The following is a 12359-nucleotide window of genomic DNA, read 5'->3' as shown; positions in this document are numbered from 1 at the left end:
TTAACGCTTTTCGGTCAAAGCGACAATGGCTTGTGCGACAACTCGGTCAGCATTCAATTTTGCAGCGCCACGCGCTTGCTCAGCCATTGTAAGTAAAGCTTGGCGATCCAATTGTTGGATCTGCTGAGTCAGAGACTCAACGGTTAAATCTGGTTGTTCAATCATTTTCGCCGCGCCGCAATCCACCAAGTGGTCTGCATTAAGTGCTTGCTGGCGGTCTTTGTGCATGAATGGAACAAAAATAGCGCCTACACCTGCCGCCGAGACTTCAGAAACGGTTAACGCTCCAGAGCGACAAACTAAAAGGTCAGCCCATGCGTAAGCTTCTGCAACGTCATCAATGAATTCCATTACTTCTGCATTTACCACACCATTAGCTTGGTATGCTGCATTCACTTCTTCGGCGGCACCTTTGCCCGCTTGATGACGAATACAGTAATCTTCGCCCAATTTCGACATCACGTCTGGCAGAGTTTGGTTAAGAATACGTGCGCCTTGGCTGCCACCCATAACCAAAATGCGAATTGGACCTTGGCGCTCTTGCATGCGCTCAATTGGCGCTGCTAATTGAGTCACATCTTCACGAACTGGGTTCCCAACCACTTCGGCATTTGGAAAAGCGCCAGGGAAAGCCTGAAAAACCTTCTTAGCGATTTTCGATAACCATTGGTTCGTTAAACCTGCTACTGCATTTTGTTCATGCAGAACAACAGGAATGCCACTCATCCAAGCGGCAATACCGCCCGGGCCGCTAACATAACCGCCCATACCAAGCACTGCGTCTGGCTGCCAGCGTTTCATGTGAGCACGAGCCTGCATAATGGCATTGATAATTTGAAATGGTGCTGCAAGAAGACGTTTAACGCCTTGACCTCGTAACCCTTTCACTTTGATAAAGTCGATTTCAATGCCATGTTTTGGCACCAAATCCGCTTCCATTCGATCCGCCGTACCTAACCAACGGATCTCCCAACCTTGCTCTTGAAGCTGTTTTGCTACCGCCAAACCTGGGAATACGTGACCGCCAGTACCACCAGCCATCACCATCAAACGTTTATTTTGTTTCATTAGTTTGTTGTTCTGATTGTTCTTGCTCGCGTTTCAAGCGGCATTCGTAATCGATACGCAGCAATATGGACACTGCGACGGACATAATAATCAGACTGGAACCACCATAACTGATTAGCGGAAGTGTTAAACCTTTGGTTGGTACGATACCAGCTGCAGCACCAACGTTCACCAAGGTCTGGAACGCAAACCAAATACCTATACCGAAAGCCAGATAACCGCCGAACATTTCGCCTTCTTCAAACGCACGCTTGCCTATGTAAACCGCTTTTAGCACTAAGCTAAAAATCAACATTAAGACCAACACAACGCCCACGAAACCAAGCTCTTCAGCAAGTACCGCAAACACAAAGTCGGTATGCGCTTCTGGTAGATATTCCAGTTTTTGAATTGAGTTACCGAGACCTTGACCGAACCATTCACCACGACCAAACGCCATCAAAGACTGAGTCAACTGATAGCCACTGCCAAATGGGTCTTCCCACGGGTCAAGGAAGGAGGTTACTCGTCGCATACGGTATGGCTCGACGAGAATCAAACCTACCACAGCGCCGATACCTGCCACCATCAAGGCGAGAAACTGGGTTAGTTTTGCACCTGCGATAAAAAGCATGCCAAACAGCGTGACCAGCATCACGACGACCGTCCCCAAGTCTGGCTGACCAAGTAGTAATACTGCAAAGAAGGCAAACACCATGATTGGCTTCATAAAGCCACCAAAGAACGTTTGTCGTACTTCGTCTTGCTTTCGAACTAAGTAACCAGACATGAAGATAAACAGCGATAGCTTCGCGACCTCCGCTGGCTGAAGGTTAAACAGCCCGAGGGGAATCCAACGAGACGCACCATTAACCGACTTACCCGCCAAGAGCACGATGATCAACAGTGCGAAAGAAGCCCAAAGTAAGTAATGGCTCTTCTTAAACCACTCTTGCAAAGGCACTTGCAAAATAACAGCGGAGGTCCCTAACGCCAGCACGAGAAACGTCGCATGACGAAACATAAAGTGGAACGGCTGTTCCGTTAATCGAGAGCTGATTGGAAATGATGCAGAGGTTACCATGACCAAACCAGTCAACATCAAACCCAGTGCAATCCACACTAACTGACGATCAAACATCGCCTCTGGGGCTGGATGCTTGAGCCAATTGCCAATACTGCGTTTAACGTTACCTAAACCCACGAAGTGTGTAACCTTTAATTATGCATATTTCTGAGCAAGAGCAGCGAAAGCATCACCTCTTGCCATAAAGTTGTCGAATTGATCAAAGCTAGCACATGCAGGAGACAGCATCACCATATCACCTGGTTTTAACTGCGAAGATACTTGTTGAATCACATCTTCCATAGTGTCGAAACGTATTGCAGATTCATGCAGTGGCATAAATTCATCGCCATCAGCGCCAAAGCAACACAGTTGCAAGTTAAGCGTCGAGAAGATCGGTTTTAATGGCGAGAAGTCAGCACCTTTGCCAACACCACCAACGAGTAAGTAGAGCTTGCCTGTCGATTCCAAACCAGATAGCGCAGCCATAGTGCTGGCAATATTAGTTGCTTTAGAGTCATTCACCCATTTGACGCCTTGATTATCCGCAACCACCTGGCATCGGTGTGTCAGTCCCGTGTAATTTTTAAGTGCATTCAATGCTTTGTGATAGTTTACGTCCGCAGCTTTTAATAGCGCTAAAGCAACCAGAGCGTTAGATAAGTTGTGCTTACCAACCAACTTAAGCTCATCACTTGCGACAACTCGTTGACCGTGATCGAGCAGCCAAGTACGGTTGCCATCCACCTCGAGACCAAAGTCCTGATTGTCGCTGCCAAATGTCACCAATGGCATCTCTGCGTCTGGGAAGGTTTCTTGATCATCACGGTTCACGACTGCAAGAGCAGCATGGTTAAAAATACGCAACTTAGCTTGTCGATAGTCAGACATGCCTTGATAACGATCCATATGATCTTCAGAAAGATTCAGAAACGCAGCGGCTTTGAGCTTTAAGCTTGACGTCGTTTCTAACTGGAAGCTCGAGAGTTCGAGTACATATAGGTCTGCGTCTTGTTCTAACAAATCCAGTGCAGGCACACCGATGTTACCACCAACGCCAACATCCAAACCTGCAGCCTCAGCCATCACACCTGTGAGGCCGGTTACTGTGCTCTTACCGTTTGAGCCCGTAATCGCAATCACCGGTTTCTGCACCGCCCAAGCGAATAACTCGATATCACCTACTACGGCCGTACCTTTTGCTAATACGGCTTGGATCTCTGGTGTCGCTAGCGCAATACCAGGGTTGGTCACGATAAGATCCGCGTCAGAAAGCCAGTCTGTATTCCAACCACCACTATGCAGTTGAACACTTTCCGGCAAGCGCTCTGCACCTGGAGGGTTTACACGAGTATCAATGACTTTGACCACAAGTTGTGGCTGATTTTTTCTTAGGTGTTTAACGACAGAGAGCCCGGTAATACCGAGCCCTACGACGACAACACTATGTATGTTTTGCCAACGTTCCATATTTGATCACACTGTAAATCTTGTTCTTGGAAAGCGCGATTAACGCACTTTCAATGTCGCAAGACCAATCAGAACAAGAACCATAGAAATAATCCAGAAGCGCACGATTACGCGAGGTTCTGGCCAACCTTTCAATTCGTAGTGGTGGTGAATTGGTGCCATACGGAAAATGCGCTGACCACGTAATTTGTAAGAACCTACCTGCAGGATGACTGATAGCGTTTCCATTACAAATACGCCACCCATGATCACCAACACCAACTCTTGACGAACTAGAACAGCAATGGTGCCCAATGCACCGCCAAGCGCTAGTGAGCCCACATCGCCCATGAACACTTGTGCTGGGTACGTGTTAAACCACAAGAAACCAAGGCCTGCACCTACGATTGCTGTACATACGACAACTAACTCAGAAGCATGTGGTAAGTATGGTATATGAAGGTATTCAGAGAAGTTAACGTTACCGGTCGCCCATGCAATAACCGCGAAGCCTGCTGCAACAAGAACCGTTGGCATGATTGCCAAACCGTCTAGACCATCAGTCAGGTTGACCGCGTTACTTGTACCTACAATGACAAAGTAAGTCAGAATGATATACATCAAACCAAGCTGCGGCATGATGTCTTTAAAGAATGGCACCACTAGCTGAGTTGCTGCTGTGTCTTTACCGTAAGCATACAATGCGAAAGCGACGACAAACGCGATCAACGACTGCCAGAAGTACTTCCAACGCGCGATCAAGCCATCGGTATTTTTGCGTACCACTTTACGATAATCATCAACAAATCCGACCGCACCGTAGCCAAGTAAGACTGTCAGTACCGCCCATACGTAAGGGTTGGATAAGTCTGTCCATAGCAAAATCGTGATTGAGATGGCCGCTAAGATCATGATACCGCCCATTGTTGGGGTACCACGCTTACTAAAGTGAGATTCAGGACCTTCGTTACGCACTACCTGACCAATTTGCAGCATTTGCAAACGCTTGATCATGATTGGTCCCATCCATAATGACAGACCTAGAGCGGTTAATACGCTTAGGATTGCTCGAAAAGACAAGTATTCAAACAATCGGAAAAAAGACAGGTATGGCTGTAGCAGCTCGGCAAGCCAAATAATCATTAATAATACTCCTTCAAAGCAGCAGCGACTTCAAACATACGTGCACCGTTCGCTCCTTTCACCAATATCGTATGGTTTTCAGGAACGGCTTGGTCTAGATGCTGCTTGATGTATTCAATCATCTCTTGGTGCGTCTCAAAATGAATGCCTTGGCAAAGATCACTGATCACCTTGGCGTCTGCACCATATGTGAGAACATGTTCAAATTTTTGTGGGGCAGCATGTTCCCCGACTTGACGATGAAGTGCAAGACTTTCCTCGCCCAATTCCGCCATATTACCTAAAATCAGCCAGCGTTGACCTGGGAAAGCGGCCAATAAATCAACTGCCGCTTTCATGGCTGGCACGCTCGCGTTGTAGCTGTCGTCAATCAATTTTATCTTTTCGCTCAGCGCTTCAACCTCGACGCGACCTTTCACTTTGTTCAAATGTTTAAGGCCAGCGCGAACCTCTTCTAATGTGGCGCCCATTTGTAACGCAATAATAGAAGCAGCGATGGCATTCGCAACGTTGTGTTGACCTATGATACCCAGAGACAGTTCAATTTCTTGTGAGCTTGCTGCGATATGTAAGTCAAAGCTTGCTTCACCTGCGGCGTTCAATACGATGTTAGAAGCGAAGAAGTCTGCATCAGTATTACTTTGTGAAAAAGTAATGACTTTCTTATCTGCTAACACTTCATCCCACTTGGCTTCACCATTGCTGTCTAGGTTAACAATCGCAATACCACCAGCTGAAAGGCCTTGGTAGATTTCACCTTTGGCTTGTTTCACGCCATCGATAGAACCAAAGCCTTCAAGGTGAGCGGCTGCTACATTGTTCACTAACGCGATATCTGGTTTTACTAACTGAGTCGTGTAAGCAATTTCACCTATATGGTTAGCACCAAGCTCAATCACGGCATAATCATCATCCTGCTGTGAGCGTAATAATGTCAACGGAACACCAATATCATTATTGAAGTTACCCGCCGTGAATAGCACTTTGCCTTTCAATTGCAGGATACTCGCAACCATTTCTTTTACGGTCGTTTTACCGCAACTTCCGGTGATGGCAACGGTAGGTGTTTGGCATGCTTGATGCACCCAAGAAGCAAATTCACCCAATGCAAGTTTGGTATCCGACACCACAATTTGCGGCACATTCACATCTAAGCGTTTTTCCACGAGTAAAGCACCGGCACCTGCATCTACCGCTTGTTGGCAAAAGTTGTGCGCATCAAAGCGCTCCCCAACTAACGCGACGAATACAGCCCCACGCTCAATCGTTCGTGTATCAGTAGAAACCGCGTCGATAAGTAGCTCGTCGCCGAATCGCTCACCACGAGTGATGTCTGCAATTTGAGATAACGTTACTTTGATCATGAGGTCAATCCTAAAAGTTGCATTGCGGACTCGCGGTCGGAGTAATGAATCGTTTCGCCATTACGAATCTGATAATCTTCATGGCCCTTTCCAGCTAACAAGATAATGTCGTTTGGCGAAGCATTTTCAATGGCATAAGACAGTGCTTTGAAGCGGTCATGCTGAACAATCGCTTCAGCAGGTTTTGACAGCCCAGCTAACATGTCTTTCACAATCTGAACCGGGTCTTCGCTGCGTGGGTTATCGTCAGTCAACACCACTCTGTCGCCTAGACGCTCTGCAATTTCCGCCATCATTGGGCGCTTACCTGCATCGCGATCGCCACCGCAGCCAAAAATAGCCCACAGCTGGCCTTCACAATGAACTCGTAAAGCTTGCAGCGCTTTTTCTAAAGCATCAGGAGTATGGGCATAATCAACCACGACTTTGGCACGATCCTCAGTTTGGAATAACTCCATTCGGCCGAGTACAGGTTGCAGTTGACCTGCGGTTTCGAGTAACGCTTGTTTCTCTTTACCTAAGCTTAATAAGGTCGCAAAAGCGAGCATTAAGTTGGTTGCATTAAACTCACCAATCAATGGCGCGTGCAATTCACCTGAGCCAAATTTACCATCGAACTTAATAGTAATCCCTGACTCCGCGTAACTGACTTCCGTCGCCCAAATTGCGCTTTCAAATTCAGTATTCGGTTTGAGCGAAACAGCGACCGCATTACTTAACTGCGACGCCCATTGATGACCTACTTCATCATCAACATTGATAATGGCACGTTCACATTGGTGTTGCGTGAACAACCCAAGCTTTGCATTGGCATACTCTTCCATCGTGCCATGGTAATCAAGATGGTCACGACTTAAGTTAGTAAACACGCCCGCCGCAAATGATAATGCTTTGACACGACCTTGCGTCAGGCCATGGGAAGATACTTCTAGCGCGGTGTATGTGGCTTGTTGATTTGCGAGAGAGGAGAGCGTTTTCTGAATTTCAACGGCATTCCCCGTTGTATTCGCAGCTTGTTGCAAGTTATTGAGGAAGCCATTTCCTGTTGTTCCCATTACCGCCGCTTTATGGTCAAGCAGTTCTAGCCATTGCGCTATTAACTGGGTAATGGTGGTTTTGCCGTTGGTGCCGGTGACACCAATCAAATCCATATCAGGGTAAGCATAAAGCTTTCCAGCAATTGCGGATAAACGTTGGTCCAACCTATCAATGTAAATGACGGGAACATCATCAATGATTTCCACCGTACCATGTGTTTTGACATCGCAGGCTTGCGCCAGGGCTGCATTTGCACCTTGCTCAATTGCAGAGGCAATGAATTTACGCCCATCCACAACATGGCCAATCACTGCTACAAACGTGGTTCCAGGTTGAACTCTTCGGCTGTCGAGCTCCAATTCAGAAACAAGAACGGACGATAAGCTAGGGCAATCCACCCAAGGGGAAAGCAGCACGTCCATACTGATGGCTTTAGTCATATTTGTTCTCCGAGCTTTGGCTCAGGTTTTCTTAATTTTGTTTGCTCAGTAAACCACAGGGCTTACTGTTGGAATTTGTTTTCGTCAGGTGCAACATTGAGTATTTGTAGCGCGCCTTTCATGATTTCAGAGAAGACAGGAGACGCTACCGAACCACCATAGTAGTCATCACCTTGAGGCTCGTTTACGATCACCACCAAAGCAATTCGCGGATCGCTAACCGGAGCAAGCCCAGCCGTGTAGGTGATGTACTCGTCGCTGTACCCGCCAGCAGAAGCTTTACGTGATGTACCTGTTTTCGCTCCCACTCGATAACCAGGAACTGCTGCTCTGCGAGCCGAGCCCCCTTTTTGAGTTACGGTTTCCAACATGTCTAATACTTGACGCGCATACTTCGCACTCACCACTTGACGTGACATGTCATGATCATTGCTTTCAATAATATGAATAGGCTCGTATTTGCCAAGGTTTCCAAGCGTCGCATAAGCATGGGCTAGCTGGATTGGTGTAATTGATAGACCGTAACCAAACGCAATCGTGGCGCGCTCAATTGGCGACCAACGAGTTCGTGTAGGAAAAATACCCGTCACTTCCCCAACTAGGTTTAGGCCAGAAAGCTCACCAAAACCCACTGAACTGTACAGCCCAAGAAGCGCCTCTACCGGCATTTGCATTGCTAGCTTCGTCACACCGATATTACTCGACTTTTTAAGGATCGTGGTCAAGCTCGCTTTGCCTACGCGAGAGACATCTCTGACTCGACTACCACCTAAACGTAGGACACCATTACCGGTATCTACGATGGTATCTTTATCGGCTATCCCATTTTCTAAGGCGGCTAAAATAACGAAAGGCTTAATGGTCGAACCGGGCTCCATTGAGTCCGTGATCACTCGGTTACGCATTTGATAGCTTTGCCAATCGCTACGATTGTTAGGGTTGTAAGAAGGAGCATTAACCATGGCCAATACGGCGCCCGTTTTTACATCCAACATGACAACAGAACCCGAAGTAGCGCGGTGGTCCGCAACGGCTTGCTTAATCGCACGATACGCAATCGCCTGTAGGCGCTGATCGATGGTTAACTGAAGTGATTTACCTTCTTGCTTGTCTTGCCAAGCAATGTTTTCCACAACACGACCATAGCGATCTTTACGAATAGTTTTCTTACCCGCCGCGCCAGTGAGCCACTCATCGTAGCTACGCTCCACACCTTCTAGGCCATGCCCGTCAATGCCTGTTACACCGACTAAGTGAGCACTAACCTCACCTGCAGGATAATAACGACGAGATTCCGACTTAAGGCCAACACCTGGCAGCTTTAGCTCACGAATATAGTTCGCCATGGCCGGACTGACCTGGCGCTGCAAGTAGATAAAGCGACGTTTTTCATTGCGCTTAATTTTGTCTATTAACCCTTGTCGGTCAATACCAAGAACATCCGCTAATGCATGCCAACTTTTGGTCTGGCTTAACGCGTTTTCTTTAAATATAGTGGCAGGATCTGCCCAAACCGCCTCAACCGGCACACTGACAGCAAGCGGCTCACCATTTCGATCCGAAATAATACCGCGAGCAGAAGGAATGGATTTAACACGAACCGAACGTAGGTCACCTTGTTTAATCAGGTTATCTGGCTCAATGATTTGGATGTAGGCTACGCGTGCCACCAAAAGGGCAAATGCACAAAAAACAAAAAACAGTAATAGATGGAAGCGCCAACGAATCAAGAAAGATTCTTCGACCGCCACTTTCACTGCTTTGTTATCGGTTTTCTTATCCCCCGTAGCCGCTTTCTCTTTTGCTACAGGTTTACGCTTATTGGCTTGTTTCGTGTTGGATTTTTTTCTAATCATTTGAGCGTGACAACCACTTCTTTATCGCCATCAGGTCGTTTCATTTCAAGTTCTTTTTTGGCAAGGTCTTGAACACGACTGTGTTCCGCGAGGGCAGTTTCTTCCAACATTAAGTTACGCCATTCGCTATCTAATCGTTCTCGTTCAACCAACGTATGGTCTTTCTCGGTGATCGCTTGACGCGCATGGTGGGTAGCAAATACCACTCCCATTGCCGATGCCACGATCAATAGCAACAACAGTAATGGCCAGCGACCAACAGTGAGGAGATCCGTTGCAATCAACTTAGCAAGATTAGGAGTGGATTTCGTCATAATAATTAAAGCTTTTCTGCAATTCTTAACACAGAGCTGCGCGAACGAGGGTTCATTTCAATTTCTTGTTTGCTTGGTTTAATCGCTTTGCTCACCGCTTTCATATTCGCACTACCAAGAGCACGAATTTGCTCTTCCGTCATTGGAATACCGTGTGGCACTTCAGGCCCTTTGCTCTCTTTACGGATAAAACGTTTGACCATACGGTCTTCCAGAGAGTGGAAGCTAATCACAGATAAACGGCCTTCAGGAGCAAGAATGCTCGCCGCGCCTTTAAGTGCCGTATCAATTTCTTCTAACTCACTGTTGATGTAAATACGAAAAGCCTGGAAAGCACGAGTCGCAGGGTGTTTTTTCTCTTTAAAACTTTTCGGTGCGGCATCTGAAATCAATTTTGCCAGCTGACCAGTGCGAACCATTGGCTCATTTTCTTCATCTTCACGGTAGGCAACAATCGCTTTTGCAATACGGCGCGCATGTTTATCTTCCCCGAACTCGCGAATGACCCAAGTGATATCATCGAGGTCTGCTTCCATCAACCATTGAGATACTGGAATACCTGATGTCGGGTCCATACGCATATCTAGCGGACCATCTTTCATAAAGCTAAAGCCACGCTCTGCGTCGTCTAACTGAGGAGAAGAAACGCCTAAATCCAGAAGAACACCATCCACTTTTCCAACTAGCCCATACTCTTCAGCATACTCAGCAATACCAGAAAATGGACCATGAATAATGGTGAAGCGAGGGTCATTGATTTTGCCTGCCTCAGCGATCGCTTGAGGGTCACGGTCGATACTGTACAGTCGGCCATTTTCACCGAGTTTAGATAGAATTGTCCGGCTGTGACCGCCACGGCCAAATGTTCCATCAATATAGACGCCGTCTGGTTTGATAGCTAAGCCATCAATGGATTCATTTAATAACACGGAAATATGTTGGAAGGTTTCGGTCATAGCTTTCTCGTTGAATGATCTTGAAGCGATTCTTTAGTGTACTGATTTCCTACATCATCGCCACCACAAGTCTAAAGTTAGACGTGATTTACGCCAAGTTTATTGGTAATGACATAGTTTGCGTCAATTAAATGCAAAAAACCCATCACTACCGAAGTAGAGATGGGTCTCGAATAGGTGGAGCCGACACATAAGCCGGGTTCTGTTCCGCTTGCACGGCGGTAGCCATTCGTCTAGGCCAGCAATCACTCACTGGCTCGAGCAACCTACCCGCCTCCTTACGCGAGCAACGCAATGTGGAGGCCTATTTGGTCTTGCTTCAGGTGGAGTTTACCCTGCTACGAACTATTGCTAGTCGTCCGGTGCGCTCTTACCGCACCCTTTCACCCTTACCTGTACCCTTACGGGCCATCGGCGGTCTTCTCTCTGCTGCACTTGTCGTAGGCTTGCGCCCCCCAGGCGTTACCTGGCACCTTGCTCTATGAAGCCCGGACTTTCCTCCCCTTTGTCAGTCTCCCGAAGGACGTCAACGTCAGTCTCCCAAAGGGACTTCGACGTCAGTCTCCCGAAGGACATCAACAAAGCAGCGACTACCCAGTCAGCTCCGAGGGCGGATTGTATAGAGTTCTCACTTCAGAGTCTAGTTAGATCACAGATATGATGAAATGAATGCACTAAGTGATGACTTTTTAGTCAACGTGCCAAAAATAGATAATAAAAAGGCCGATGCCTAAACATCAGCCCTCATTGACCATTTATCTCGCTAGCGGCACTTAGTCTAAGTTTTCTAAGCCCCATTTATATAGCGCATTCTTCTTCAAGTTATGTATTTCTGCCACCAAAGCAGCTGCTTTTTTCAAAGGCAGCTCTTTGGTCAAAATCCCTAACGTGCGTAAAGCCTCTTCAGGTAGTGAGTCGTCTGTTGTTTCACGATGGCCATGTACCAACAATACCATTTCACCACGCTGTTGGTTATCGTCACTTTTCACCCATTCAATCAGCTCACCTAACGGCATGCCTTGAATGGTTTCAAAGGTTTTTGTTAGCTCTCTTGCCAACACAACTTCTCTATCTGGGCCAAGAACGTCTAACATGTCTTGTAGAGAGTCTAAAATACGGTGCGGTGACTCGTAAAAAATACACGTACGCTCTACCGAAGCAATCTCTAGGAATTTATCCTTACGACCTTTGCTTTTCGGTGGTAAAAAACCTTCGAAGCTAAAGCGATCCGATGGCAAGCCAGAGGCACTTAACGCCGTAATGACCGCACAAGCACCTGGAAGAGGCACAACTCTAACGCCCGCTTGACGACATTTTGTCACCAAATGGTATCCTGGGTCGCTGATAAGTGGCGTACCAGCGTCAGAAACTAATGCGATAGACTGACCGGAAAGCAGCTTTTCTACCAAAACTTGTGCTTTTTGCTGCTCATTGTGGTCATGTAGAGCAAAAGTTTTGGTTTGAATATTGAAGTGAGACAGTAATTTGCCCGTATGTCGAGTATCCTCAGCGGCAACGATGTCCACAGTCGACAGAATTTCGATAGCACGTTGGGTGATATCCGCTAAATTTCCGATTGGAGTCGGTACGATATAGAGAGTTGGCCCCTCATTCGGCAACTTATTTTTATCTGTCATTTGTTTACCATCACTTCAACGATTAATATAGAGACAATTTTGTACAAAA

At 47.0% G+C, this 12359-nt stretch carries 10 protein-coding genes and 1 other RNA gene; all 11 read right to left on the bottom strand.

What is annotated here, in order from left to right:
* A complete protein-coding gene (murG, locus tag MTF70_RS14325; RefSeq protein ID WP_025768408.1) occupies positions 1 to 1068 on the bottom strand; it encodes an undecaprenyldiphospho-muramoylpentapeptide beta-N-acetylglucosaminyltransferase in 1068 nt (355 codons plus the stop codon).
* Positions 1055 to 2251, bottom strand: coding sequence for a cell division protein FtsW (gene ftsW, locus MTF70_RS14320; RefSeq protein ID WP_025768407.1), 1197 nt, complete (start codon positions 2249 to 2251; stop codon positions 1055 to 1057). Before ftsW ends, murG begins: the two co-directional genes overlap by 14 nt.
* 18 nt (positions 2252 to 2269) lie before the next feature.
* Positions 2270 to 3583 (bottom strand): UDP-N-acetylmuramoyl-L-alanine--D-glutamate ligase, encoded by a 1314-nt coding sequence (murD, locus tag MTF70_RS14315; protein ID WP_025768406.1) that lies wholly within the window; start codon positions 3581 to 3583, stop codon positions 2270 to 2272.
* 39 nt (positions 3584 to 3622) lie between these two features.
* Positions 3623 to 4705, bottom strand: coding sequence for a phospho-N-acetylmuramoyl-pentapeptide-transferase (gene mraY, locus MTF70_RS14310; protein WP_005372931.1), 1083 nt, complete (start codon positions 4703 to 4705; stop codon positions 3623 to 3625).
* The gene (murF, locus tag MTF70_RS14305) at positions 4705 to 6069 is read right to left on the bottom strand and encodes a UDP-N-acetylmuramoyl-tripeptide--D-alanyl-D-alanine ligase (protein ID WP_205461397.1); all 1365 of its coding nucleotides are present in this window, start codon (positions 6067 to 6069) and stop codon (positions 4705 to 4707) included. The genes mraY and murF overlap by 1 nt, the downstream gene beginning before the upstream one ends.
* A complete protein-coding gene (gene murE / locus MTF70_RS14300) occupies positions 6066 to 7547 on the bottom strand; it encodes a UDP-N-acetylmuramoyl-L-alanyl-D-glutamate--2,6-diaminopimelate ligase (RefSeq protein WP_054578500.1) in 1482 nt (493 codons plus the stop codon). The genes murF and murE overlap by 4 nt, the downstream gene beginning before the upstream one ends.
* 62 nt (positions 7548 to 7609) lie before the next feature.
* Positions 7610 to 9403: a penicillin-binding transpeptidase domain-containing protein gene (locus MTF70_RS14295; protein ID WP_086046525.1), complete on the bottom strand. Its 1794-nt coding sequence runs from the start codon at positions 9401 to 9403 to the stop codon at positions 7610 to 7612.
* Positions 9400 to 9717: a cell division protein FtsL gene (gene ftsL / locus MTF70_RS14290; protein ID WP_005372920.1), complete on the bottom strand. Its 318-nt coding sequence runs from the start codon at positions 9715 to 9717 to the stop codon at positions 9400 to 9402. Before ftsL ends, MTF70_RS14295 begins: the two co-directional genes overlap by 4 nt.
* 5 nt (positions 9718 to 9722) lie before the next feature.
* Positions 9723 to 10673 (bottom strand): 16S rRNA (cytosine(1402)-N(4))-methyltransferase RsmH, encoded by a 951-nt coding sequence (gene rsmH, locus MTF70_RS14285; RefSeq protein ID WP_017633610.1) that lies wholly within the window; start codon positions 10671 to 10673, stop codon positions 9723 to 9725.
* 175 nt (positions 10674 to 10848) lie between these two features.
* An RNA gene (rnpB, locus tag MTF70_RS14280) (RNase P RNA component class A) lies at positions 10849 to 11279 on the bottom strand.
* Positions 11280 to 11446: 167 nt separating this feature from the next.
* A complete protein-coding gene (rsmI, locus tag MTF70_RS14275; RefSeq protein ID WP_065274174.1) occupies positions 11447 to 12310 on the bottom strand; it encodes a 16S rRNA (cytidine(1402)-2'-O)-methyltransferase in 864 nt (287 codons plus the stop codon).
* Between the last annotated feature and the right edge of the window lie 49 nt (positions 12311 to 12359).

Source organism: Vibrio sp. 2CM40D, assembly GCF_023161825.1.
Lineage (GTDB): Bacteria > Pseudomonadota > Gammaproteobacteria > Enterobacterales > Vibrionaceae > Vibrio > Vibrio alginolyticus.
This window is presented reverse-complemented; position numbering and strand designations above follow the sequence as displayed.

Excerpts from the sequence above, each read along its gene's own strand:
- rsmI (WP_065274174.1), bottom strand. The coding sequence starts at position 12,310 with ATGACAGATAAAAATAAGTTGCCGAATGAGGGGCCAACTCTCTATATC.
- mraY (WP_005372931.1), bottom strand. The coding sequence starts at position 4,705 with ATGATTATTTGGCTTGCCGAGCTGCTACAGCCATACCTGTCTTTTTTC.
- rsmH (WP_017633610.1), bottom strand. The coding sequence starts at position 10,673 with ATGACCGAAACCTTCCAACATATTTCCGTGTTATTAAATGAATCCATT.
- murF (WP_205461397.1), bottom strand. The coding sequence starts at position 6,069 with ATGATCAAAGTAACGTTATCTCAAATTGCAGACATCACTCGTGGTGAG.
- murE (WP_054578500.1), bottom strand. The coding sequence starts at position 7,547 with ATGACTAAAGCCATCAGTATGGACGTGCTGCTTTCCCCTTGGGTGGAT.
- MTF70_RS14295 (WP_086046525.1), bottom strand. The coding sequence starts at position 9,403 with ATGATTAGAAAAAAATCCAACACGAAACAAGCCAATAAGCGTAAACCT.
- murG (WP_025768408.1), bottom strand. The coding sequence starts at position 1,068 with ATGAAACAAAATAAACGTTTGATGGTGATGGCTGGTGGTACTGGCGGT.
- ftsL (WP_005372920.1), bottom strand. The coding sequence starts at position 9,717 with ATGACGAAATCCACTCCTAATCTTGCTAAGTTGATTGCAACGGATCTC.
- murD (WP_025768406.1), bottom strand. The coding sequence starts at position 3,583 with ATGGAACGTTGGCAAAACATACATAGTGTTGTCGTCGTAGGGCTCGGT.